This is a genomic window from Pseudoteredinibacter isoporae, assembly GCF_040372805.1.
GTDB lineage: Bacteria > Pseudomonadota > Gammaproteobacteria > Pseudomonadales > Cellvibrionaceae > Pseudoteredinibacter > Pseudoteredinibacter isoporae_A.
In genome coordinates, this window is the sequence record NZ_BAABWJ010000007.1 from 177020 (window position 1) to 200473 (window position 23454).

Genomic DNA, 23454 nt, shown 5'->3' on the forward strand with positions numbered 1-23454 from the left:
CAGATTTTTAGGTCATTGAAACCATCTGGTCCCGTTGAAATTCGTCGAGACCAGAAAGTCGGAATAGAAAAGCCGCGCTACAGAACGTCGGCAATAGCATCCAGAATATGTTCAATTTTTTGATGCTTCATCTTCATAGAAGCTTTGTTCACGATGATGCGTGAACTGATGTCGGCAATATGGTCCCGCGCTTCCAGGCCGTTCGCGACCAAAGTATTTCCGGTATCAACGATATCGACAATTTCATCGGCCAGGTCCATTAAAGGAGCCAGCTCCATTCCGCCATAAAGTTTAATGATGTCCACCTGTCTGCCCTGCTCGGCATAATAACGTTTTGCAACGTTGACGTATTTGGTGGCAACTTTGATGCGGCCTTGTTTGGGTGGCACGCCCTTGATACCAGCGGTCATCAAACGACAGCGTGCAATACCAAGATCCAGGGGTTCATAAAGATTGTCGCTGCCAGACTCCATCAACGTGTCCTTACCGGCAACACCAAGATCAGCTGAACCGAATTGAACATAGGTAGGAACGTCAACGCCACGCAACACCAGCAAACGAACATCGTTCTGGTTGGTGGCAAATTGCAGTTTGCGACTGCTGGCGATATCTTCCGCCGGCTCAATGCCGGCACTGGCCAGCAGAGGCAGGGTTTCTTTGAGGATGCGACCTTTGGTCAGGGCTATGGTTAACATAATTTTTTTCTTTGCTTGCTATGGTTGCCCTGGCCGGTTATCCAGCCAGGGTCAGTCAGGTACACGCCTGATATTGGCGCCCAACTGTTGCAGTTTTTCTTCAATGCACTCGTAACCGCGATCGATGTGATAAATGCGATCGATCAGGGTTTCACCACTTGCCACCAGGCCCGCAATCACCAGACTGGCAGAGGCGCGCAGATCAGTGGCCATCACGGGAGCACCTTTCAAACGCTCTACGCCGGTAACAATTGCCGTATTGCCTTCGAGTGTAATACTGGCGCCCATACGATTCAGCTCATGAACTTGAATCAGGCGGTTTTCAAAAATTGTCTCAACAACCGTGCCCGTTCCCTCCGCTACAGCATTCATCGCTGTAAACTGGGCCTGCATATCCGTCGGGAAAGCGGGGTATGGGGCGGTGCGTAAATTCACCGCCTTCGGACGATTACCTTTCATATCCAGGCTGATCCAGTCGTCGCCTGAACTTAGATGGGCACCGGCCTCTTCTAATTTAAGCAACACGGATTCCAGGATATCGGCACGGGTATCGCGTAATTTCACACGACCACGACTGGCCGCAGCAGCCACCAAAAAAGTGCCGGTTTCGATACGGTCAGGCATCACATGGAAGGTACAGCCGTTCAGGCGCTCTTTACCATGAACAACCAATGTATCGGTACCGACACCTTCAATATCAGCGCCCATCGCGATCAAGCAATTGGCCAGATCCACGACTTCTGGTTCACGAGCGGCGTTTTCCAGTACCGTTTTACCATCCGCCAAAACCGCAGCCATCAGTAGGTTTTCAGTACCACCCACCGTCACAGTGTCCATAAAGATATGGGCACCTTTCAAACGGCCATTGCTGCGGGCACGAATATAGCCATCGCTTACTTCAATTACAGCACCCATGGCTTCCAGGCCACGCAAGTGAATATCCACGGGACGGCTACCAATGGCACAACCGCCAGGAAAAGACACATTGGCCACACCATGGCGAGCCAAAATCGGGCCCAGCACCAAGATAGAAGCACGCATGGTCTTCACAAGATCATAAGGTGCGGTGTAATCCGTGATTGAGTTCGGATCGACCTCGACACACATCTTCTCATCGATGGTGACCCCCACCCCCATGCAGCGCAACAGTGCCAGCATAGTGGTAATGTCATTCAAATGAGGAAGATTGCAAATATGCATTGGGCCGTCGGCCAGCAAAGTGGCGGCCAGAATCGGCAGGCCGGCATTCTTTGCTCCGCTGATACGGATGTCACCATCCAGCGGCTCGCTGCTATTAACGATTAATTTATCCATAGTGTGTCCAAACTCTCAGGCCCATTAGCAGGAACCTGCAAAACATCTTAGGACTCAACCCAATGGGCCAAGGCTTATATTTCCGAAGGGGCACGGGCATCGATACGATCGATCGCGTGGATCGTACCACTGGTGATAGCATCAAATAAGATGGCATTGACCTTTTGCTGTCGCTTTACCTTGCTGAGTCCTTCAAAGTCTGGACTCACAATAGCGAGGGCGATGTGACTGCCCTGAACTTCCACGGCAGCTTGGCAGTCTGATAGCTGAGATTCGATCAGCGCTTTGATTTCTTCGGCTTGCATAGCGGGCCCCTGTAAAAACCCGCTAGTGTAATGAATGCGCGGCTATATTTCACCTGTTTTTGGGGATTGACCCAAGGCCCTTATGCCTCCGAGTCGCTACCCCAAGTAGCAATTACCGTATCCAGATCCTGATTGTGACGCTTCATCGCATCATCGAACTGACCGGCAAAGGTTTTGCCCATATTCACGCCATCCAAAACCACATTAATCAGCTTCCACTGTTTGGTTTTGCGAGACTGGGCCATGGTGTAAGCGATACGGGTTTTCCCCTTATCAGTGACCGCATCCTGCAATACGGAGACACGACGCTTACCACTGATGTCTTCGGTTGGGTCGATCACGGTGATACTGAACTCACCCAGCCCTACCATGCCTTTCGCATAGGTGCTGATCAGCTCTGTTTTGAATTTCTTAAGGAATGCGGCCTTTTGCTCTTTCGAGGCCGTTTTACGATGGCTGCCCATGACTCCAGCGGCAATACGCTTAAAGCTGACTACAGGCTCAAGGATATCAGCAACCCCTGCATTCAGAGCCTCCTCACCATCCAACTTACCCGCGCGATAGTCCGCCAACAGTGTCTCTACTTGCTGGCTCACATCGCGAACCAAATCATGGGCTTGACTCTCGGCCGCCTGAACGGAAAAACTACTACAGATTGCCAATACACCAATCCAAACTACTTGCAGAGCACGTATCATTTTATTTTGCCTTTGCTGTTTCTGGGTTTTGCCCACAAAACCACCTATGCTAATAGCCTGTCGGGACCGTGGGCGGCGTTATTATAACCATAATATCGCTGCCAATATGACTATTGGCTAAACTCTTGGTTCCCACTTTCTGGCAGGCGCCGTCTAAAATTATGCCGCCAGGACACATACAAAGGCTTTTTATGGGCAATTATTCGCCTGCCAACCGTTCCGACTTGAAGCCGACACGGCAGCGCTATACCATCCGCCCCCGTTCTGCCGACCCTGTTCTATAGAGGATACACACACCGATGCCCGATTTATTGCTTGCCTGGATTGCCGTGATTGGAGGACTTGCCGTGCTGGTATGGAGTGCCGATCGATTTGTTGCAGGCAGTGCAGCTGCCGCGAGCAATCTGGGGGTATCCAAACTCATTATCGGCTTGACCATCGTATCCTTCGGCACCTCAGCGCCCGAAATTCTAGTCGCCATTAATGCCGCACTGAATGACATCGGTGATATGGCGATTGGCAATGCCGTGGGGTCCAATCTCGCCAATATCGGCTTGGTTCTGGGGGTGACCGCATTGGTTGCTCCCTTGCCCACACAAAAACACCTCATCACCAACGAAATGTTGTTTTTATTGGCCATCACCGCCGTCGCCGGTCTGGTCTTGTGGGATTTGCACATTGCAACCTGGGAAGCGGCCCTGATGTTGATCTCAATCATCCCTCTGATTTACATCATGTCACAGCGCCAGCAACGGGAAATGAGCCCGAAAGAAAAAGCCGAAGAAGAAGAGGAAATTCCGGATCTCAGCAATAAAGCCGCGGCAATTTGGTTTGCGGTCGGACTGGTTCTATTGATTGCCAGCTCGAGAGTCCTGGTATGGGGTGCCGAGCAAATTGCTCTGGATTTCGGGGTCAGCCCACTGATTATTGGCCTGACCCTGCTCGCCGTTGGCACCAGTCTCCCTGAACTGGCCGCGTCTATTGTGAGCGCACTGAAGGGGCACCACGACATTGCTATTGGCAACATCATCGGCTCCAACATGTTCAATATCCTGGCGGTAATGTCGACCCCGGCGTTGATCGCTAATATCGAGATCAGCCCGGAACTGCTGAGCCGCGACTATCTCTCCATGGCCCTGATCACCGTCTTGCTTGCCCTCGCCATTGCCTGGAGCCTGCGCACCGCAACAGAGACAAACCGCATTGGGCGCAGCATGGGCGCAATCTTTTTAAGCCTCTACGGCGCCTATTACTACTGGCTGTTTGCCTCTGGCGCTCTGTAAAACAGCGCAAATTTAACCTTCTTAACAGGAACTGCCGCCGTCACTCAGGTTCAAAGAGCTGCTGCGACGGCGGGTTGTCGTTATAATAGCGGTTTTGTTTCAGCGAAATCTTAGGTATGGGAATGAGTGACACCTTAATCGAAGCGGGAAAACGCACCATTGAGCTGGAAGCCCAAGCGGTTACCGCTCTCGCGGAGCGCATAGACGGCGAGTTTGCCAAAGCCTGCGAGATGATTCTCAATTGCCAACACCGAGTGATTGTGACCGGCATGGGAAAATCCGGCCATATCGGTGGCAAGATAGCGGCCACTCTGGCCAGCACAGGCACACCGGCCTTTTTTGTTCACCCAGGCGAAGCCAGCCACGGCGACCTGGGCATGATCACCAAAGATGACGTGGTCATCGCAATTTCCAATTCTGGCTCATCCGCCGAAGTGATCACCTTATTGCCGCTGCTCAAGCGTATGGGCAACCCGTTGATCAGCATGACCGGACAGAATCAATCGCCCCTGGCAAAAGCCGCTCACGCCCACCTGGACATCAGTATCGAGCAAGAGGCTTGCCCTCTGAATCTTGCACCGACCTGCAGCACCACAGCCACCTTAGCCATGGGGGATGCACTGGCGGTAGCGCTGCTCGAAGCGCGCGGTTTTACCGCAAAAGATTTCGCGTTCTCCCACCCAGGAGGCGCACTCGGGCGAAAACTGCTGCTGAAGGTTGAAGACATTATGCACAGTGGTAAAGAACTGCCCCGCGTCGAAAAATCCGCCTTAATCAGCCAAGCCTTGATGGAAATGACCGCCAAAGGTTTCGGTATGACCACCGTCATGGACGGCCAGGAATTACTGGGCGTCTTCACCGATGGCGATCTGCGCCGCAGCTTGGACCAAGGCATCGACTTTAATACCGCCACAATGATCGACGTCATGACAGCCAAACCCTTGACGATCAACCAGAATCGACTCGCGGCCGAGGCACTCGGATTGATGGATGAAAAGAAAATTACGGCTCTGGTCGTTGAAGACGAGCAGCAACAGCCGGTTGGTCTGCTGCATATGCACGATCTTCTGAAAGCCGGATTAGTGTAAACACAACACGCATCACCTGACGCAAGCCTAAGGATTGAGACACATGCCACAAACCCTACCCGCTAACGATGCCGCCAAAGCCATTAAGCTGCTCATGCTCGATGTCGATGGCGTATTGAGCGATGGACGACTGTACTTTGGCAACGACGGCAGCGAATTCAAATCTTTCAGCACCCTGGATGGCCAGGGCATTAAAATGCTCCAGGCATCAGGCGTTAAGGTTGGCATTATCACCGGGCGGAGCAGTCAGTTGGTCCAGAACCGCGCGAGCAACCTGGGCATTCAGATCCTGAAACAGGGCCGCGAAGACAAACTCACCGCCTTAAATGAATTACTTGCCGAACATAAGCTGGATGTCGATTTTGCCGACATTGCCTATATGGGCGATGACTATCCGGACCTTCCCCTGATTCGACGTGTCGGTCTGGGCATGGCCCCCGCCAACGCTCATCCGGTCGTTGCAGAACACGCCATCTGGCAAAGTGAACGACGCGGCGGAGAAGGCGCCGTACGCGAAGCCTGTGATTTCATTATGCAATGCCAGGGCAGCTTTGATGCCGCGCTGGCACCGTATCTTTGAGCAAGGGTGTATAGATGCCCAAGCATTGGATATCGCTGCTGCTGCTCATTGCCCTGACAGTACTCTTCCTGGTGATCTGGGAGTCTCCTCCTGCGCTGCTGAGCGGTGCGAAAAAAGACAGCAAGGCCGAGTTCCCTGCAGCCTATATGATTGACAGCCACAGCCAGCATTTTGATGAATCCGGTCATTTGGATTACGAGATCAAAGCGGCGAAAGTGGTGCATTACCAAGTCACCCCTGGCCGCCAGCAAGATAACGATCACGCGGATATCACCTCCCCGGAAATCACCCTGCATGCACCAGGACGACAACCCTGGTATATTCGCGCCAAAACCGGGCGAAGCAACTCAGATGGCAGCAAAATCATCTTAACGAAAGATGTTGAAGGCTGGCAGGAAAATGACGACGGTCAACGCAATGAACTTAATACCGATGAACTCGTCATACATACCAAGCGAGATTACGTAGAAACAGACAAAGCTGTTATTATCACGAGCGGCGGTCACACTATCAAAGCCATTGGCCTGGAGGCCAATCTCAACAAAGAAACATTACGCCTGAAACAGCGCGTAAGAGGTGTACATGAATTTTAACCGTAAGCTCAATCGACTGCTGCTGGCACTGCTTCTTGGCTTCGCTCCCAGCATGAGCGCCTGGGCCCTACCGGAAGATGCCCGCCAGCCCATTTATGTAGATGCGGACCAAGCCGAAATAGATAAAAACAAAGGCATTACTATTTATGAGGGTAATGTCATTATCAATCAAGGCAGCATGAAAATCCTCGCGGATAAAGTTACCATTTTCAATCTTGAGAAAAAAGTCAGCCGCATTGTCGCCAAGGGCAAAAAAGGCCAGGCTCAATATCAACAGAAACCTGATGCCGAAAAAGATCTGGTCATCGCCAAAGCCGATACCATTGAGTACCTGGTTGGAAAAGAAACCCTGCATTTACTCGATAACGCCTACCTATTGCAGGATGGTGCAACCATGAAAGGTCACCGTATTGATTACGATGTGCGTGCCTCCATGGCAACTGCTACCGGCCAAGGAAACAAAGGCAACAACAAACCCAATAGCCGCATTCAAGTGGTTATCCCGGCCAAACAACTTAATCGCGAAGAACAATAAGCCCATATATGCCTGTACTGTCAGCGGCCAATTTGGCCAAAAGCTATAAGGGGCGAGCTGTCGTCCGCGATGTGTCATTGAGTGTCGAAAGCGGCCAAATTGTCGGTCTGCTGGGCCCAAATGGCGCTGGCAAAACCACCTGTTTTTATATGATTGCCGGTCTGGTTAATGCCGACAAAGGTAAAGTCTGTATCGACCAGCGCGACCTCACCATGCTGCCGATTGATCAACGGGCCAAAGCCGGCATTGGTTACCTGCCTCAAGAAGCGTCGGTGTTTCGCAAACTGACCGTCAGCGAAAACATCTGGGCAATTCTGGAAACCCGCAAGGACCTGAACCGCGAGCAACAGTTACAAAAACTGGAAGGCCTCTTGCAAGAATTCAATATCACACACATTCACGATAGCCTTGGCATGGCCCTATCCGGTGGTGAACGTCGACGAGTGGAAATTGCCCGTGCCCTGGCCACCGAACCCGACTTCATATTGCTGGATGAACCTTTTGCTGGCGTTGACCCAATTTCTGTAAGTGACATCAAAAGCATCATCACCCACCTTAAGAGTCGTGGCATTGGCGTACTGATCACCGATCACAATGTACGTGAAACCTTGGACATTTGTGAAACCGCTTACATCGTGAATCAAGGTGGAATCATCGCCTCAGGCAGCCCCAGTGAAGTGCTGAATAATGCCAAGGTGCGTAAAGTCTACCTCGGCGAAACCTTCACCCTGTAACGCAAGCGGGACCGAAGATTGAATTGGCGCAACGTCTACCAACGTTGCGCGCCTCCTCAAACTCACTTCCCACCTGAACGTTTATTTTTCGATCAAGAAAAATACTGCGCCAAAAAGCCCTTGAAAATTTACCCTCATAAACTACACTCAAGAGAACAAAGCCGCAGTATGCCAGCCAAAATTCTCTTTTAGCTGCCAGCATCCACACCGCTCTTCTGCTGTTTATTTCGAGTTATCAAAACTCCTTCTTAAGCCTCTTATCCTTATAATCAAAAACGCCTAAAACGGCATAATTTTTGCTTGTAAAAAGTTTCAAGGTTCGATAGCCTGAATGCATTCGCCTTATCGGTCTTTATCGCCGCAACAACGGCGCCGGGCCACAATGCTCTCTTGGGCTAAGGACTCTAGAAGTTTCAATGAAGCAGTCGCTCCAACTTAAGCTCGGCCAGCAGCTCACCATGACACCGCAGCTGCAGCAAGCCATACGCCTGTTACAGCTCTCGACACTCGACCTACAGCAAGAGATCCAGGAAGCCCTGGAATCCAATCCCATGCTGGAAATTAACGAGAATGAAGCGGACGGCAGCAGCGAAGAGCAAACAAGCAGTGACAACGGCGAGAACCATACAGCCGAAAAGACCGAACACACCGAGCCCGAGGGCTTAAGCCAAGGCCCGGAAGATTTAAGTGCCGGTAACGCCGAAGACAGCACATCCCAGGAAACTGACAGCGAAGGCGAATGGAATGAATCCATTCCTCAGGACCTACCCGTCGATACCGACTGGGACGCGGTCTATCAAAGCAGCGGTCCTGCCAGTTCCGCCCCGGCCCCTGACGATGAAAATGATTTCGAATCCCGCCGTAGCGTTGGTGAAAGCCTGCAAGATCATTTGCTCTGGCAATTAAACCTGACACCAATGGAGGACCGCGACCGCATTATTGCGATGGCGATTATTGATGCCGTGCAACCCAATGGCTTACTCGATAGCAGTGCTGATGACATTTTTCAGGGCTTGGGTGATCAACTGAATGAAGATGACAGCGAGCTGGAAATTGACGAAGTCCTCGCGGTTTTGCATCGTGTACAACAGTTTGATCCACCTGGCGTTGCCGGTGAAAACCTGGCCGATTGCCTGCTGATTCAACTGCGCCAATTGCCCGCCGACCTGCCCTACCTTGAAGCGGCCAAAACAGTGGTCAGCGAACACATTGCCCTGCTGGGCAATCGCGATTATAAAACCATCATGAAAAAAGCAAAGCTGAAAGAGGCCGAGCTTAAACATGTCATTGAAATCATTCAGTCACTCAACCCCAGTCCTGGCGACAGCATCAGTGCCAGCACAGCCGAATACGTTGTACCCGACGTTTTTGTGAGCAAGCAGGAAGGGCGCTGGATGGTACAACTGAATCCCGAAATCGCACCCAAGATTCGCATCAATGACAGTTACGCCGCGCTGATTAAGCGCGCCGACAGCAGCAGCGAAAACACATTCCTGCGAGACAATCTGCAGGAAGCACGTTGGTTTCTAAAAAGCTTGCAAAGCCGCAATGAAACTTTATTAAAAGTTGCCAGCTGTATTGTTGAAAAACAACAAGGTTTTCTCGACTACGGCCCAGAGGCCATGAAGCCAATGATTCTGCATGACATTGCCGATGAAGTAGACATGCACGAATCCACAATTTCCCGAGTGACCACGCAGAAATTCATGCACACTCCTCAGGGAATTTTTGAATTGAAATATTTTTTCTCCAGCCATGTTGCGACAAGTTCTGGCGGAGAATGTTCCTCAACCGCGATTCGAGCGATCATTAAAAAACTGGTTGCTGCAGAAAATCCGAAAAAGCCTTTGAGTGATAATAAAATCACCCAACTGCTGGAAGAACAAGGCATTAAAGTCGCACGAAGAACCATTGCAAAATATCGTGAGTCATTAAATATTCCGCCATCCAATGAACGCAAACGTTTGGTGTAAAAATTTTTATGATTCGCATCAAGTTAAGGGATAATCTGCAAGACCTTTGTTGTCTAACTTGTTAGACTCAAGAAAAAGATCTTGTGATTATGTTTTAACGTCGGCTAAACCGACATCCACGCAACGACACGAGGATCTGCCTATGCAAATCAATATCAGCGGCCACCATGTAGATGTAACTGAGGCCATGCATGATTATGTCAATAACAAGCTGGAGAAATTAAGCAGGCACCATGACCGAATAACCAGCACCAATGTTATCCTCTCTGTCGACAAATTGATCCAGAAAGCCGAAGCCACTATTCACGTGAGCGGTAAAGACCTTTTTGCCGATGCCTCTTCCGAAGACATGTACACCGCTATTGATCAGCTCTCCGACAAGCTTGATCGACAACTGATCAAGCATAAGGAAAAGATTCGCGCCCATCGCTAAGCGACCGCATTTACACCCCTCCATCCGGAGGGGTGTCTAAAAAATCTTAAAAACTTAACACAGCCACCCGTCGAATCGGCTATAGTTGCAGAAAAGTAGCTGCGAAAAAGCAGCCCGCAACCATTAGCAATAAGGATTTGTATGCGCCTGCTCATTATCAGTGGACGTTCCGGCTCGGGTAAAAGTACCGCACTTCATGTGCTTGAAGATGTGGGTTTTACCTGTATCGATAATTTACCCGCAAGCCTGCTACCGACATTGATACGCCAGGTACGCAGTCATGGCGACAAAAGCGACAGCGCCTACGCTGTGAGTATTGACGCCCGCAATGACCATGCTGACCTGAAAGAATTTCCTGACTTTGTCCTCGCCTTGCGTCATCAAGGTCTGGACTGCCAGCTGCTGTATTTTGATGCCGACGAAGGCACCCTGCTTAAGCGGTTTAGCGAAACCCGTCGCAAGCACCCACTGAGTAACGACCAAACCGATTTGCGTGCAGCAATAGACCAGGAAAGTGAATTACTGTCCCCCATTGCCTCTATTGCCGACCTGACCATCGACTCCAGCCATCTGTCATTGCACCAACTTCGGGATATGGTGAAGCAACGGGTCGCCGGTCGAGAAGCCCCCGGTATGGCGGTTCTGTTCCAATCCTTCGGTTTCAAACATGGACCGGCCACCGATTGCGATCTGGTTTTCGATGTTCGCTGCCTGCCCAATCCTCACTGGAACAACAGTCTTCGTCCGCTTACCGGTCAGGACCCTGCCGTTGAGGAATTTCTGTCCAGCCATCAAGATGTGCACGACATGCTGGACGACCTGGAAAGCTACTTGCAACGCTGGTTGCCTCGTTTTGCGGACGACAATCGCAGCTATATGACCATTGGTATTGGCTGTACCGGCGGCCAGCATCGCTCTGTCTATATTACCGAACAGCTGTATCAGCGCTTTGAGCCTCGCTTTGACAATGTGCAACTGCGCCATCGGGAACTGCGCAAAGACTAATCCCACCCTCAATCACAACCCGGGCAGCCTGGCCACTGAATGTAGGCGATTATAAAGCCATGCTAAGTGCTTGATGCCCCGTTGGTTTTTCTGGGTTAAAATGCAGTTCAAATACACTGGCACACAGCTGATTCGGCCTGCTTTAGGCCCCAGTGACGGCGGAGCGCGACATGCAGGCGAATTCAGACGAACTCCATATCCAAACCCAGGCCCAGCTCGGCGAGCTCTATGAGGCCCTGGACAGTGGTACCTTTAAGCAGGTCAGGCGTATGCTTAATGGCCTGTCGCCTGTTGAAATTGCCCACCTGCTAGAATCTTCTCCTCCCCCCTCACGCCGCGCCCTATGGCGCCTGATCGACAAAGAGAAAGAGGGTGACGTTCTTCAGGAACTGCCTGACGACATTCAGGCCCAGTTTTTACGCCGTATGGACGCCAAAGAAGTTGCTCATATCACCGAGGGTATGGACACCGATGACATCGCGGACATTCTGCAGCAACTGCCGGACCGAGTGATCAAAGAAGTCCTCAATGCCATGGGCGAGCAAGATCGCCAACGGGTTGAAACCGTGCTGTCCTATGATGAGGACACCGCTGGCGGAATGATGGACACCGACACCATTACGGTACGCCCACGCTTTACCCTCGACGTGGTGTTACGCTATTTGCGCCGACACGACGAACTGCCCGCCTCGACGGACAATTTGATTGTCGTCAACCGCAAAGATGAGTTTTTGGGCTTGCTCCCTCTCTCGAAACTGCTCACCACTGACCCCAGCATTACGGTTCGGGAAGTGATGAACACCGACGCTGAAGCCATCGACGCCCAGCTCTCCGATACCGAGGTGGCCAATCTGTTTGAACGCCATGACTGGGTATCTGCCCCCGTCGTAGACGAAAGCGGCAAAGTGGTGGGCCGTATCACGATTGATGATGTCGTTGACGTTATCCGGGAAGACGCGGATCACTCCTTAATGAGCATGGCCGGCCTGGACGAAGAAGAAGACACCTTTGCACCGGTCATGCGTACAACACCACGACGCGCAATCTGGCTGGGCGTAAACCTGATCACTGCCATTATCGCCTCGGCCGTCATCAGCATTTTTCAGGACACCATCGACAAGGTCGTTGCCCTGGCGGTTCTTATGCCCATTGTGGCCAGCATGGGTGGCGTGGCCGGCAGCCAGACCCTGACGGTAGTGATTCGCGGTATGGCCTTAAGCCAAGTAGGCCGTCATAATCTGGGCTACCTACTGTCGAAAGAAGCCACCGTCGGGTTAATCAATGGCTTTATCTGGGCACTGGTGATGGGCGGTATTGCCGCTTACTGGTTTCAAGATATCAATTTAGCCATTATTATCGCGGCCGCCATGGTCATTAACCTCCTGACCGCTGCGACGATGGGCGCTTTACTGCCCGTTTTGATACGCGCGATGAAAATTGATCCGGCCCTGGCGGGCAGCGTAGCACTGACGACGGTCACCGATGTGGTGGGCTTTTTCGCCTTCCTGGGTTTGGCCACCTATTTTTATGCTTAAGCGCTTAGAGAGCACAACAGCCCATAAGCCGACACACTGCAATAAACCGATACTGAAAACACAATGAGCAAAGAAGATTTCGACAGTTACTCTGATGAAGAAGATATTGAATTCGTCAGCCGCAGCCAAATAAAACGGGAAACCCACGAACTGCAGGAAATGGGAGAATTCCTGGTGGATATGAGCAAAAATCAGTTAGCGAATATCCCCTTGACACCCGAGCTGAGCGAAGCCATCGTCCTGGCCAGGCGTCTGAAAAGTCGTGAAGCCCGACGCCGTCAGATTCAATACATCGGCAAGCTGATGCGCAATACCGATATGGCGCCCATCAACCAAGCGATTGAAAAGATTCGTACTCAGGGCCAGCGCCATCAAGTCCTACGCCAACAGTCCATTGAATGGGCTGAACGAATTTGCCAGGAAGGCCCTTCCGTGATTGAAGATTTTCTCGCTCAGTTCTATCACGGTGACCGCCAACAATTGCGCCAACTGCAAAGAGCGAGCGCAAAAGAAGCCTCCGCGAACGCAAAACTGGAAGACGGTAAAAAGCCCACTAAGGTGCAAATCGGCAAGCTCCAACAGTGCCTGCTCGAGGCGATGGAGTTGCAATAATGTCCCTCGCTGAATGCCTGACCGCCATCGATGAAATCAATGCGAAAGACCCCAAACAGGAAATGGATGCACACGGCCAGATGCAACCCGCCTGCCTGCTGTATGGACAACGCATGAGCCACACGCTGGCGGGCTTCCAGAGCAATGCCAGCGAAGTCTTACAAATTGCGGTTCGCGCGCAGCATATTCAACGCTGGCATATTCCCCGCAAGGATTACCCCATGGACCGCCCCGGCTATTTGCGCTGGCGCCGGGAACTGGGAGCCCACCACGCCGAACTGTGTGGCAAGATTATGGCGAGCTACCACTACAGCGACGACGATATCGAAAAAGCCAAAAGCATTTTACGCAAACAAAAACTCAAACAGGACGCTGACACTCAAACCCTGGAAGATGTCGCCTGTCTGGTCTTTTTACTCTATTATTTTGCTGATTTCGCGACCTCTCATAGCGAAGAAAAAATCATCAGTATTGTGCAAAAGACCTGGCGAAAAATGTCAGAGAAAGCGCAGGCCGCCGCACTGGAATTGCCACTGGGTGAACAAGAGTTCGCACTGGTTCAAAAAGCGCTGGCCTAGTGGCGGGAATGCGATACACTCAGGCACGATCAAACATTACAAAATAAGATAAATGAAAAGGACTGACCGTGAGCAGCATGTATCCCGCATTAAAACACCTTCACATGACTCTAGCCCTGATCAGTATTTGTGGCTTTATGCTACGCGCCTACTGGTCCCTAAGCGGCTCCGATATGTTGCAAAAACGCTGGGTAAAAATCAGCCCTCATATCGTGGATACTTTTTTACTGCTTAGCGCGATCGGCCTGGTCGTGGTTCTGCAGCTGTCCCCCCACAATCAACCCTGGCTGCTCAGCAAAGTCATTATGCTGTTTCTCTACATAGGCTTCGGTGTGGTCGCCCTGAAACAACACTTCCCGATTTTCCTCCGGGCCACAGCGGCGATTTGCGCCGTATTGATATTCCTTCTGATTGCCAGCACCGCCTTTAGCAAATTGTCCCCACTTCAGGCTGCAGGCTTCTTCTAACGCTGGAAAGCTTCTCGTTTCCAGAGTGGCATGCTGGCCGAAAAGGCCGCCAATAAAGCCCTCCTTTCGGCTCTGGCACCGCTCTGGATTTTCCTCCATAATGTCGCGCTTTTTCCGGCGCTAAACGCCCCCCTGCTTTTCTGTTGAGGTCTGTATGTGGTTTAAAAACTGTCTATTTTATCGTCTGAGTGAAGACCTCAAGTGGGATGAAGAAAACCTCGCCAGCCAGCTCGACAAGCAGAAATTCAGCCCATGCGGCAAGCGTGAACCCAGTAAGTATGGCTGGGTCTCTCCACTCGGGCAGGAACATGAGCAGTTGCAACACTGGAGCAATGGCTGCTTTATGATCTGCGCACGCAAAGAGGAAAAAATCCTTCCTGCCGCCGTCATCAAAGACAAGCTGCAGGAAAAAGTTCAGCTTATCGAGGCCCGAGAAGACCGCAAGGTCTATCGCAAAGAACAACAGAGCTTAAAAGAAGACATTATCCACGATTGCCTGCCCCAGGCTTTTACCCGTTCACAGCGTACCTTTGCCTTTATCGACACTCGCCATCATTGGCTGTACATCGATGCCAGTAGCCACAGCAAAGCAGAGGCCCTGATCAATCTGCTGCGCGAAACCCTCGGCAGCTTGCCCTTGATGTTGCCCCAGGTACAAGAATCTCCCGCCGTTATCATGAGCCAGTGGTTGCGTGCAGAAGATGTTCCTACCGATATTGTTCTGGGCAATGAATGCGAGTTGAGGGAGTTCGGCGAAGAAGGCAGCATTATTCGCTGTAAAAATCAGGACCTGCTCAGCGAAGAAATCAGCCAACATCTGGATGCCGGAAAGCAGGTGGTCAAGCTGGCCCTGAACTGGCAAGACAGTGTGCAAATGATGCTCGGAGATGATCTCAGCCTGAAACGTCTGAAGTTTTCGGACAAGCTGATCACCGAAGGTGAAGAAGCTGGGGACGCCGACCCGATTGCTCGTTTTGATGCCGACTTTTCGCTTTTAAGCGCGGAATTTGCCCGCCTGACCCCAAGCCTTCTGGATTGGTTTGGCGGGCGCCGAGCCGATCCAATTTAAGTGAACCAGTTCTAATTTTGAACCGCTTTTTCTAATAAAAAGGCATTAAATGTGACGCAGATCACCTTTTATCGGCCAGACGAAAGTAGTAGTTCACAAGTTCTTGACTGTCACCTCAAAAATCTTTAAAACCAGTTGTTCACGGGAGTACTTGGGGGATTGCACTGCATAAACCCCCAGGCGTGGCGCGGATATTGCCATGCGACCATAATTAGAAAGAAAATAATAAAAAGGCCAACACAATGTTGAAGGCTTACACCTCGCGCCTCACAAGCGCACTTATGATGCTTCTTTTATGCCTGGGGAGTTCACCCAGCTATGCCTGCGATGAAAGTTGTAAGCGCGCACAGGCAGAAGAGCGACTCAATGTACGTTACCCCTCTTATCTCAATAAACGATATTGCCGGGATGTCAGCAGCCAGTTCTTAACAACGGCCGCCAAGTCACTGCGTCGTTATCGGGATAATCAGTTATCCGATTTGCATCGTGGCGGAATGTACAACACTCGAAAATTTCTGGTTCAGCGCAAAGAATGGCTGCAGGAATGTGATGATTACTTACAACAGGTAAGTCGTTATCGCGTATTCCGCAATGCCGGTACCACCAAAGACATTTTCACAGCGATGGATAATGTCAGCAGCATATTAGCTGCACTGGTTAATGGCGCCACTTACGTTAGCGATGAAGGCTACGACTCACTGACCGCAGTCAGTGAGCGCTTTGATCGTCTGCTGACCCTGATGGAAAACCACAAAACCCAGATGCAGCTGGCTGGCCAGCTGAACATCGATTAGTTTATTGGGGTTTTCGCTTTAGAGACAGGGTTGGCTTGCGAGTGCGGTTGGGATCGCTGGCGTATTTTTCCGCTGCTTTCTTAGCCGCTACCGCTGCCGAACTTGGTTTACTTTGTTTGGCCGCCTTTGCAATGGCATCGAGGCCATGGCGAAGCAAGCGAGCTTGCTCTAGTGCATCAAGATCTCTCGGAACGGTACCCGGACAGACCTCAGAAGGACTGCTGGGATTACCCTCGACCCGAATGCTCCAACCGCAGGCATGGCTAGCCGAGAGACCGTCTTCTCCGACGACCCACTGGTCATAGTTCATATTGTCACCCTAATTAATTTGCCGCGGGTTTATACCCGTCTTTGCATATAATCGCGGGCATTGTAACCTGTTTCCTCATACCGCTCTAGCAAGCAAGTGCAAACTATTTGTCAGTTTTGACTAAATATTTACGAAAGGCATTAAGGTAACTGTGCTTCCAGTTTAGGTAGTTGTCGGGCGAAACTATCACCCGCCGCCCAATAGATAGGGATCTCAGACAAGGAGTACTGTTGAAGGGTGTTGAGTCGACCCTGCCCTACAGCCGTAGCGAAGGGGCGAGCGTAATTCAAAAGGTAGCGCCCGGCCTTGGCTTCAAGCATGTGCAGCGCTTCCTGATGACTGTCTGCGAACAGAATATTGACTCGGTTTTCGGGAATGTTCAGATAGTCACGCAGGTAACCATAACTGTATCCCTTAACGAGAATCACGTCTTTATTGCGCAAGTCAGAACGAGCGCGAATCGGTTTCGCGTCAATAAAATAGGCGTGCAGTCGTAAATAGCTCAGAGGTCGAGAGCCAAAATTGACACTCTGTTTCGGCACTGGAAATGCGCCAATAAGATGGACCAGCCCCAGATCAGCTCGACCACTCAATTGAGCCAATTCTTGCAGGCTGACTCGACGAAAATGATGGGCTTGATTGATCTTCTTTAACGCCGCCGCCGTTTTGTGAATCAAAAGGCCATCCGCTTCCTGCTGATCATTCAGAAAGGTAAACGGGGGCATATCCACATAAATAACTTCCAGCGATTTGGCCGACTCGGAGGCAAGACCCAACGTGGAGAATCCCCAACAACACAGCGTGATTAGAAACCGGAAGACGTTGCCCGACATTGCCCTATCTCTATTATTCTTTGCAGGCATCATAGCACAGCCCCGGAAAGAGAAAGGAAGACGGTACAAAAAAGCAAAAAATTGTGTCGCTGCGAACAAACAGTTGAAGCAATGAAGATCTGCGGACGTGAAAAAGCCCGGGCCAAACGGCCCGGGTAGCACAGAAGGATGGAGAGCTACATTTTGTACTGCACACTTAAGGTTACGGTGCGAGGATCACCGTAATAACCGATGACTGAGGACTCGAGCCCCAAATTGCCAAAGTTATAACCACCTACACGGTATTCTTCATCACCCAGGTTTTTTCCATACAAACCGACCGTCCAATGATCATCCGGGGAATACCAAACCACACTGGCATCCCATAAGGTATAGGAATCCTCATCAACCAAGGACGCCACCTGAGGGAAGATGCGAGTTTCACCACGATAGGACAAGCCGCTTGTGGCAACCAGGCTGCCTTTGTCACCCATCTCATGGGCGTAACTCAGGCTCAATGAACTGGTCAAATCTGGCGTATTCGCGAACTCCCAGCTATCCGCCACGTTCACACCACCAGAAATCACCTCATCAAATTCGGCGTCGAGATAACCCAAAGTGAACTGTGCGGTCAAACCTTCGCTCAATTGGGCCAAGGCTTCAATTTCACCCCCCTTAATGGTCGCCGCCCCCGCATTCAATACAGCGGAAACAAAGTTAGAACCACCATCAGCCGATTGCTGCACAGTCACTTGAACATCTTTGTAGTCACTGTAGAACAAGGCCGCGTTCAAGCGCAGTCGCTTGTCCCACAATTCTGTTTTGGTGCCGACTTCCCAAGTGGAAACCGTTTCCGGGTTATACCCTTCTGTTGTCGATGGCAGCTTGCTTGCATCACCGCGCATATCAAAACCACCGGACTTAAAGCCCTCAGCGTAACTGGCATAAACCATCACTTCTTCATTAATGCGATAATCCATGCTTACCCGTGGAGAAAACTCACTCCAACTGTCGTCGTTGGTGTAATCCGTTGCGGGTGGCAGCAAATCAAAAATGGTGTTGCCCCCCAACTGACTGGAACGTCCATCAACGCCCTGAGTTTGCTTAAATACCGTGGCTTCTTTCTCATCACGGGTATAACGTGCACCCAGGGTCAAGGACAACTGTTCACTGATGTCGTAGCTCGCATGCACATACGCCGCCAGACTTTCCGTATCCACATTACCCGCCGTCAACGCGTTGAAATTTCCAGGAATACCAAAGGCACCATCGAACGCACCCAACAACACATCAAAGGCACCCGCGGCATTCCCCTTGTAGTAATACAAACCACCGATCACCGTGGTATTTTCACCGCTATAAGTCAGCTGGAATTCCTGAGTCGTCTGATCATCATCGTATACCGCCGGAACATGCAGCGATGGTAACGAGGTGTTGTCAAAATCGATATTGGTGAAGGTTTCCCCTTCTCGATATGAACTCACCGACTTAAAGGTGTACTGATCATTCAGCTCCCACTCAACCGTCAAGGATGCACCGGAACTTTTCACTTCATTGTTCGTGTCCATATCCGCATTGGTATCGAACACATCAGACGGCGTAATCTCGCTTGGCAAACGCAAACTCGGCGTCAGACGATGGCCGCCTTTTGCGTTGGAGTCGTCGTCGGTTTTATCCGCAGCAAAGCGAATAAAAACGTTCTCGCTTGGGGTGTATTCCAAACTCACTCGCGCAGCAAGCAAATCCTTGTTGTAGTTGTCTTCCCCAGATTGCAGGAAAGTACCAAAGCCATCTCTCTGCAGGCGAGCAATGCTCACGCCCATCGCCAATTGATCTTGAATCAGTGGCAATTGGCCAGAAACCGTCAGATCACGCTGACCGTAACTGCCCACCGACGCTTTCGCTGAAAACTCGGGTTCGCCGGTCAGCTTTTTGGTCACGTACTTAACCGCACCACCAATGGTGTTCTTACCATATAGGGTGCCCTGTGGACCTCGCAGGACCTCAACACGCTCAACATCAAATACGTCCAACACACCAGACTGAGGGCGAGCAAAGTAAACATCGTCCACATAAAGACCCACACCCGGCTCGAATCCCCAAAGTGGGTCAGCCTGGCCGATGCCGCGGACATAAGCGGTTAAAGTACTGTTCGTACCACGACTAACCTGCAGCGTGGTGTTCGGTGCTGAGCGCTGCAAATCCACAATAGTAGCGGTGCCTGCTTGCTCCATGGCATCGGCACTGAAGGCGGTCACGGCGACGGGGACATCTTGCAGAGACTGCTCACGGCGCTGTGCTGTGACCGTCACCTCTTCAAGCGCAATGGATTCCTGGGCGAATAACTGGGGGCTGATACCCGTGCTGAGTCCCATGACAATAATGGCTTGGGGCAGGCACTTAAGGGCGAATGAACGCTGTTTCATCGTCTCGTTCCTGTTCTCTTATGATTTTATCTTTTTGTAAATCGGTTTTCTGGCTACTGCTTTGCCACTTAGGCTCAAACCCGAGTCAGCTATTTCAGTTACCTTTTCTTATTGACGATCACTGTACTGTATCTTTTTTCTTATGGCCTCTAGACCAAGGTATGATCACCCTAGTTTGCGCATCCTACCAAGGTATAGTGGTTACGAAATACATCTCCATCAACAATGGAAGCCCTGTTTATTTCCTCCGCCGTCTTCGCAACAGACGATTGCGAACCGCACTAAGGATCAAAGATGTTAAGTATTATTGGATTGGCCGGCGCACTGATACTGTTAATCGTATTAACGATTCGCGGCATGAATTTATTGATCGCCGCACCCCTGTGCGCGCTGCTGGTTGCCTTGAGTAGTGGCCTGCAAATGTTTCCACCAATGGGCGACAAAGGCGCAAGCAGTTTTGTGACCAGTTACATGGGTGGTTTCAGTGGATTTGTCGCGGCCTGGTTTTTTATGTTTCTGCTGGGTTCACTGTTCGGAAAACTCATGGAAGACAGCGGCAGTGCGGACAGCATCGCACTGTGGATCACCAGTCACATCGGCCAGCATAACGCGGCACTCGCAGTGGTACTGGCCTGTGCGATTTTAACCTACGGTGGTGTGTCCGTGTTCGTGGTGGCCTTCGCGGCGTATCCCATGGCGGTCAGTCTTTTCAAACGTGCCGATCTGCCTCGACGTTTTATCCCAGCGGTTATGGCATTTGGTTCCGTCACCTTCACCATGACCTCGGCAGGCTCTCCCGAAATTCAAAACTGGATCCCCATCGAGCATCTTGGCACCTCCCCTTACGCCGCTTGGGAAGTCAGTGCTGTTGTTGCTGTCACGATGGCCGCGCTGGGCTTTTTGTGGCTACAGTTTATGCTGAAACGGGCCTTAGCCAATGGCGAACGTTTTATTGAACGCGAAGGGGATAAAGACATTGGCGATCAGCAATTGCCATCTCCCTGGCTCTCCATGCTCCCCATCGCCGCAGTATTGGGTGTGACCTTTTTTACCCATGAACTCTACGGAAAATATGCCTTGATTGTGGCGCTGCTCGCGGGTTGTGTAGCCGCCTTGCTGCTCAATACTCAACGTCTGGGAAATTTATCTCTGGCCATTGGCGTCGCAACAACGGGAGCCCTGTTGGCGATTGGCAATACCGCCGCCGTTGTGGGTTTTGGCTCGGTCGCAAAAGCCTCGCCCGCCTTCGCCATGGCGGTAGATGCCATTACCGGCATCCCCGGCGATGCGTTGATCGGAGCGGCAATCGCAGTAACCACCATTGCTGCTCTGACGGGTTCCGCCTCAGGCGGCCAGTCCATCGCGCTGCCGATTCTTGCTCCCCATTATATTGAAGCCGGCGTAAACCCCGAGGCTTTGCATCGCGTGATCGCCATTTCTTCTGGCGCACTCGACTCCCTGCCCCACAACGGTTATGTCGTCACCACCATTCGAGCCATCTGCGGCGAAACCCATAAAGACGCCTACTGGCCCATGGGTGCCCTGACGGTTGTTGTGCCATTGATCGGCACTGTTCTGGCTATTCTCTTATTGATTTAGTGAGCAATATTTATGAGCGTTAACGCACTTCCAAAAACGACGGTAAGAGATTCCAGCCGCGGCAAAACTCTGGCATCAAGCGTCCTGCTTGGCACGCTGGGCTTGAGCAGCATCGCTTGCTCCGAAGGAACTCCGATTGAAGCAAGGTTGTTGGATTTTAAACACAGCGACATTCAACACAGCTATCTGGATGGTCAGAAAGACGATCTGTTAAGCGCCGGCCTAGGGCTTGCCGGACTGCAAGCAAGCACACAACCTTCAGCCGAAAATCCAGGCAAACTAACAGAGATGGACCTGCGCCGAGCCGCCATCTATAACAATTACCGAGCCATCGTCAGCACTCATAAAGACGCCGGTTACGCAAAACTTTACGGCCCGGAGAACAGCCAAAAAAACATTCCCGGCCATGAGTATCGATCCAGCGTCCACTATCCAAATGGAGAAGTTGCTACCAATATCGTGGTGCAGGTGCCCGATCACTTTCAAGCTGAACGCCCCTGTATCATCGCTGCACCCAGTTCAGGGTCGCGTGGGGTATGGGGTGCGATTGGCACCGCTGGTGATTGGGGGCTGAGACATGGCTGTGCCGTCGCCTACACCGATAAAGGTACCGGCACGGGCTTTCAGTTCCTGGATAACGGCGCACACTACAGCGGTGCCGGCATGCTGCTTGCCGCTGCGCCCGACCAATCGTCTCAATTCGACGGCAAGGATCTGCGTATTGCGAGCAGACATGCTCACAGCGGAAATCACATTGAAAAGGACTGGGGGCGCTACACCCTTCAGGCCGTAAAAATGGCGTTCTACCTTCTGAACCAGCATCACCGGGAAAACGGGCAAAGCCATTTCACGCGAGACAACACCACCGTTATCGCCAGCAGTATTTCCAATGGCGGCAACAGTGTTGTCCAAGCGGCAGAATTGGATAGAGAACACTGGATCGACGGCGTTGTCGCGTCGGAACCCACCTTGAATTTACCGACAGACTTTGAATACCAAGTCGAACACCCCAATGATGCCTACACAGGTGTCGGCCGTGACATTCTCTATTTGGGCATTCAGCACGCACTCTATCAACCTTGTGCAATACTCGCCAGCAAGCCCGAAGCCGCATCGATATTCTCCAGCGCGATTGCCGCCGCAACTCCAGCCTTAAAGCAACGTTGTAAAAACCTCAAAGCAGCCGCACTGTTAAGTGGCGAAGATCCGGGACTGGCGAAAGAAGCAGAGCGCAAACTGCAAGAACTGGGCATGAAAACGCCAAGCTATTCCTTGCAGGCCTTTGCGGTGGCCAATCACCTGTGGCCATCGATTGCTATTAACTACGCCAATGCCTATGGCCAGAACAGCGCTCAGGATTCTCTGTGTGAGTTCAGCTTTGTTTACCAGGAAAAAGGCCAGGCCAAGACCATGCCTACTCGTGCCAGACAAGCCTTGTACGGTCTCAGTGGTGGCATTCCAAACACGGCGGGGATCAACTTGGCATACCAAGGGCAGGTTCTGAATATGTTTGATCCCGCCGATCCCAGCTTTGCTGGCTTTCAGTGTCTGGCGAAGTATTACCGCAGCAAAACCGTTCAAGACAATATTAATGCCCTGTCGCTCAACGGCGATGTGCACGGCAAGCCGACTCTAATTCTCCACGGCAACCACGACAGCTTGGTGGGTCCAAACCACAACTCACGCGGGTATATGGCACTGCGCGCCGATCGTTTTCCCAAACGGGACAATGTCCGCTACATTGAAATTAATCACGGCCAGCATTTCGATGCCCTCCTGAGTTGGCCGGAGTTTCGTCAGCAGCTGGTGCCGATGCACTACTATTATGAGCGGGCGATGGACGCTATGTGGCAACATTTGCACCACGCCAAGCCCCTGCCAGCCTCTCAATTCATTAACAGCCAGGCGGCGCAACCATTAACGGCTCAGCAACTGCCGGCCTGGTCTGCGCAAGCCAATATTGAGATCCAAGCTAAACGCCTGCGATTTTAATTTTCGGCCCGGAGTGGTCCCTGG

The 23454-nt window shown here is 51.5% G+C and carries 24 protein-coding genes; 17 read left to right on the plus strand and 7 right to left on the minus strand.

Annotated features, from left to right (window positions below):
* Window positions 1–77: 77 nt before the first annotated feature.
* The 4 genes from hisG to ABWW03_RS14650 all read right to left on the minus strand — a co-directional run bounded on the left by hisG (window position 78) and on the right by ABWW03_RS14650 (window position 3012).
* Window positions 78–695, minus strand: a complete 618-nt coding sequence (hisG, locus tag ABWW03_RS14635; RefSeq protein WP_353409385.1) for an ATP phosphoribosyltransferase — start codon at window positions 693–695, stop codon at window positions 78–80.
* Between the two features lie 51 nt (window positions 696–746).
* Window positions 747–2009 (minus strand): UDP-N-acetylglucosamine 1-carboxyvinyltransferase, encoded by a 1263-nt coding sequence (gene murA, locus ABWW03_RS14640; RefSeq protein ID WP_353409387.1) that lies wholly within the window; start codon window positions 2007–2009, stop codon window positions 747–749.
* Window positions 2010–2083: 74 nt separating this feature from the next.
* Window positions 2084–2314, minus strand: a complete 231-nt coding sequence (locus tag ABWW03_RS14645) for a BolA family protein (RefSeq protein ID WP_353409389.1) — start codon at window positions 2312–2314, stop codon at window positions 2084–2086.
* Window positions 2315–2394: 80 nt separating this feature from the next.
* Window positions 2395–3012 carry an MlaC/ttg2D family ABC transporter substrate-binding protein gene (locus ABWW03_RS14650; protein WP_353409391.1) on the minus strand — a complete coding sequence of 206 codons (618 nt, stop codon included), beginning with the start codon at window positions 3010–3012 and terminating at the stop codon, window positions 2395–2397.
* Window positions 3013–3311: 299 nt separating this feature from the next.
* Here ABWW03_RS14650 and ABWW03_RS14655 point away from each other — a divergent pair, with 299 nt between their 5' ends.
* The 15 genes from ABWW03_RS14655 (at window position 3312) to ABWW03_RS14725 (ending at window position 16291) form a co-directional block, all read left to right on the plus strand.
* On the plus strand, window positions 3312–4295 hold the full coding sequence (locus ABWW03_RS14655; protein WP_353409393.1) for a calcium/sodium antiporter: 984 nt from the start codon (window positions 3312–3314) through the stop codon (window positions 4293–4295).
* A 122-nt stretch (window positions 4296–4417) separates the two neighbouring features.
* Window positions 4418–5383, plus strand: a complete 966-nt coding sequence (locus tag ABWW03_RS14660) for a KpsF/GutQ family sugar-phosphate isomerase (RefSeq protein ID WP_353409395.1) — start codon at window positions 4418–4420, stop codon at window positions 5381–5383.
* Between the two features lie 43 nt (window positions 5384–5426).
* A complete protein-coding gene (locus ABWW03_RS14665) occupies window positions 5427–5963 on the plus strand; it encodes a KdsC family phosphatase (RefSeq protein WP_353409397.1) in 537 nt (178 codons plus the stop codon).
* 14 nt (window positions 5964–5977) lie between these two features.
* Window positions 5978–6556 (plus strand): LPS export ABC transporter periplasmic protein LptC, encoded by a 579-nt coding sequence (lptC, locus tag ABWW03_RS14670; protein ID WP_353409399.1) that lies wholly within the window; start codon window positions 5978–5980, stop codon window positions 6554–6556.
* Entirely contained in the window at window positions 6546–7091 is a 546-nt protein-coding gene (gene lptA / locus ABWW03_RS14675) for a lipopolysaccharide transport periplasmic protein LptA (RefSeq protein WP_353409401.1), read from the plus strand. Before lptC ends, lptA begins: the two co-directional genes overlap by 11 nt.
* Before the next feature lie 8 nt (window positions 7092–7099).
* Complete coding sequence (gene lptB / locus ABWW03_RS14680; protein ID WP_353409403.1) at window positions 7100–7825, plus strand: LPS export ABC transporter ATP-binding protein; 726 nt, start codon at window positions 7100–7102, stop codon at window positions 7823–7825.
* Between the two features lie 416 nt (window positions 7826–8241).
* A complete protein-coding gene (locus ABWW03_RS14685; protein WP_353409405.1) occupies window positions 8242–9798 on the plus strand; it encodes an RNA polymerase factor sigma-54 in 1557 nt (518 codons plus the stop codon).
* Window positions 9799–9940: 142 nt separating this feature from the next.
* A complete protein-coding gene (hpf, locus tag ABWW03_RS14690) occupies window positions 9941–10231 on the plus strand; it encodes a ribosome hibernation-promoting factor, HPF/YfiA family (RefSeq protein WP_166845834.1) in 291 nt (96 codons plus the stop codon).
* 141 nt (window positions 10232–10372) lie between these two features.
* On the plus strand, window positions 10373–11236 hold the full coding sequence (gene rapZ / locus ABWW03_RS14695) for an RNase adapter RapZ (RefSeq protein ID WP_353409407.1): 864 nt from the start codon (window positions 10373–10375) through the stop codon (window positions 11234–11236).
* 170 nt (window positions 11237–11406) lie between these two features.
* On the plus strand, window positions 11407–12771 hold the full coding sequence (gene mgtE / locus ABWW03_RS14700; RefSeq protein ID WP_353409409.1) for a magnesium transporter: 1365 nt from the start codon (window positions 11407–11409) through the stop codon (window positions 12769–12771).
* 63 nt (window positions 12772–12834) lie between these two features.
* Window positions 12835–13383 (plus strand): ribosome biogenesis factor YjgA, encoded by a 549-nt coding sequence (gene yjgA, locus ABWW03_RS14705; RefSeq protein ID WP_353409411.1) that lies wholly within the window; start codon window positions 12835–12837, stop codon window positions 13381–13383.
* Window positions 13383–13961 (plus strand): DUF4202 domain-containing protein, encoded by a 579-nt coding sequence (locus ABWW03_RS14710; protein ID WP_353409413.1) that lies wholly within the window; start codon window positions 13383–13385, stop codon window positions 13959–13961. The genes yjgA and ABWW03_RS14710 overlap by 1 nt, the downstream gene beginning before the upstream one ends.
* Window positions 13962–14038: 77 nt before the next feature.
* Complete coding sequence (locus ABWW03_RS14715) at window positions 14039–14428, plus strand: SirB2 family protein (RefSeq protein ID WP_353409496.1); 390 nt, start codon at window positions 14039–14041, stop codon at window positions 14426–14428.
* 154 nt (window positions 14429–14582) lie between these two features.
* On the plus strand, window positions 14583–15497 hold the full coding sequence (gene rdgC / locus ABWW03_RS14720; RefSeq protein ID WP_353409415.1) for a recombination-associated protein RdgC: 915 nt from the start codon (window positions 14583–14585) through the stop codon (window positions 15495–15497).
* A gap of 281 nt (window positions 15498–15778) precedes the next feature.
* On the plus strand, window positions 15779–16291 hold the full coding sequence (locus ABWW03_RS14725) for a hypothetical protein (RefSeq protein ID WP_353409417.1): 513 nt from the start codon (window positions 15779–15781) through the stop codon (window positions 16289–16291).
* Window position 16292: 1 nt separating this feature from the next.
* On the opposite strand, the gene ABWW03_RS14730 is transcribed toward ABWW03_RS14725, so the two are convergent.
* From ABWW03_RS14730 to ABWW03_RS14740, 3 genes are all read right to left on the minus strand, one after another.
* The gene (locus ABWW03_RS14730; RefSeq protein WP_353409419.1) at window positions 16293–16601 is read right to left on the minus strand and encodes a hypothetical protein; all 309 of its coding nucleotides are present in this window, start codon (window positions 16599–16601) and stop codon (window positions 16293–16295) included.
* Between the two features lie 140 nt (window positions 16602–16741).
* On the minus strand, window positions 16742–17434 hold the full coding sequence (locus ABWW03_RS14735) for a hypothetical protein (RefSeq protein ID WP_353409421.1): 693 nt from the start codon (window positions 17432–17434) through the stop codon (window positions 16742–16744).
* 176 nt (window positions 17435–17610) lie between these two features.
* Complete coding sequence (locus ABWW03_RS14740; protein ID WP_353409423.1) at window positions 17611–19839, minus strand: TonB-dependent receptor; 2229 nt, start codon at window positions 19837–19839, stop codon at window positions 17611–17613.
* A 294-nt stretch (window positions 19840–20133) separates the two neighbouring features.
* Between ABWW03_RS14740 and ABWW03_RS14745 the strand changes: the two genes are divergently transcribed.
* Window positions 20134–21438, plus strand: a complete 1305-nt coding sequence (locus ABWW03_RS14745; protein ID WP_353409425.1) for a GntP family permease — start codon at window positions 20134–20136, stop codon at window positions 21436–21438.
* A 12-nt stretch (window positions 21439–21450) separates the two neighbouring features.
* On the plus strand, window positions 21451–23430 hold the full coding sequence (locus ABWW03_RS14750; RefSeq protein WP_353409427.1) for a 3-hydroxybutyrate oligomer hydrolase family protein: 1980 nt from the start codon (window positions 21451–21453) through the stop codon (window positions 23428–23430).
* Window positions 23431–23454: the final 24 nt, after the last annotated feature.

What these genes read in the sequence shown, in the direction of transcription:
- hisG (WP_353409385.1), bottom strand. Translation starts at nt 695, where the DNA reads ATGTTAACCATAGCCCTGACCAAAGGTCGCATCCTCAAAGAAACCCTG.
- murA (WP_353409387.1), bottom strand. Translation starts at nt 2,009, where the DNA reads ATGGATAAATTAATCGTTAATAGCAGCGAGCCGCTGGATGGTGACATC.
- ABWW03_RS14645 (WP_353409389.1), bottom strand. Translation starts at nt 2,314, where the DNA reads ATGCAAGCCGAAGAAATCAAAGCGCTGATCGAATCTCAGCTATCAGAC.
- ABWW03_RS14650 (WP_353409391.1), bottom strand. Translation starts at nt 3,012, where the DNA reads ATGATACGTGCTCTGCAAGTAGTTTGGATTGGTGTATTGGCAATCTGT.
- ABWW03_RS14655 (WP_353409393.1), top strand. Translation starts at nt 3,312, where the DNA reads ATGCCCGATTTATTGCTTGCCTGGATTGCCGTGATTGGAGGACTTGCC.
- ABWW03_RS14660 (WP_353409395.1), top strand. Translation starts at nt 4,418, where the DNA reads ATGAGTGACACCTTAATCGAAGCGGGAAAACGCACCATTGAGCTGGAA.
- ABWW03_RS14665 (WP_353409397.1), top strand. Translation starts at nt 5,427, where the DNA reads ATGCCACAAACCCTACCCGCTAACGATGCCGCCAAAGCCATTAAGCTG.
- lptC (WP_353409399.1), top strand. Translation starts at nt 5,978, where the DNA reads ATGCCCAAGCATTGGATATCGCTGCTGCTGCTCATTGCCCTGACAGTA.
- lptA (WP_353409401.1), top strand. Translation starts at nt 6,546, where the DNA reads ATGAATTTTAACCGTAAGCTCAATCGACTGCTGCTGGCACTGCTTCTT.
- lptB (WP_353409403.1), top strand. Translation starts at nt 7,100, where the DNA reads ATGCCTGTACTGTCAGCGGCCAATTTGGCCAAAAGCTATAAGGGGCGA.
- ABWW03_RS14685 (WP_353409405.1), top strand. Translation starts at nt 8,242, where the DNA reads ATGAAGCAGTCGCTCCAACTTAAGCTCGGCCAGCAGCTCACCATGACA.
- hpf (WP_166845834.1), top strand. Translation starts at nt 9,941, where the DNA reads ATGCAAATCAATATCAGCGGCCACCATGTAGATGTAACTGAGGCCATG.
- rapZ (WP_353409407.1), top strand. Translation starts at nt 10,373, where the DNA reads ATGCGCCTGCTCATTATCAGTGGACGTTCCGGCTCGGGTAAAAGTACC.
- mgtE (WP_353409409.1), top strand. Translation starts at nt 11,407, where the DNA reads ATGCAGGCGAATTCAGACGAACTCCATATCCAAACCCAGGCCCAGCTC.
- yjgA (WP_353409411.1), top strand. Translation starts at nt 12,835, where the DNA reads ATGAGCAAAGAAGATTTCGACAGTTACTCTGATGAAGAAGATATTGAA.
- ABWW03_RS14710 (WP_353409413.1), top strand. Translation starts at nt 13,383, where the DNA reads ATGTCCCTCGCTGAATGCCTGACCGCCATCGATGAAATCAATGCGAAA.
- ABWW03_RS14715 (WP_353409496.1), top strand. Translation starts at nt 14,039, where the DNA reads ATGTATCCCGCATTAAAACACCTTCACATGACTCTAGCCCTGATCAGT.
- rdgC (WP_353409415.1), top strand. Translation starts at nt 14,583, where the DNA reads ATGTGGTTTAAAAACTGTCTATTTTATCGTCTGAGTGAAGACCTCAAG.
- ABWW03_RS14725 (WP_353409417.1), top strand. Translation starts at nt 15,779, where the DNA reads ATGATGCTTCTTTTATGCCTGGGGAGTTCACCCAGCTATGCCTGCGAT.
- ABWW03_RS14730 (WP_353409419.1), bottom strand. Translation starts at nt 16,601, where the DNA reads ATGAACTATGACCAGTGGGTCGTCGGAGAAGACGGTCTCTCGGCTAGC.
- ABWW03_RS14735 (WP_353409421.1), bottom strand. Translation starts at nt 17,434, where the DNA reads ATGTCGGGCAACGTCTTCCGGTTTCTAATCACGCTGTGTTGTTGGGGA.
- ABWW03_RS14740 (WP_353409423.1), bottom strand. Translation starts at nt 19,839, where the DNA reads ATGAAACAGCGTTCATTCGCCCTTAAGTGCCTGCCCCAAGCCATTATT.
- ABWW03_RS14745 (WP_353409425.1), top strand. Translation starts at nt 20,134, where the DNA reads ATGTTAAGTATTATTGGATTGGCCGGCGCACTGATACTGTTAATCGTA.
- ABWW03_RS14750 (WP_353409427.1), top strand. Translation starts at nt 21,451, where the DNA reads ATGAGCGTTAACGCACTTCCAAAAACGACGGTAAGAGATTCCAGCCGC.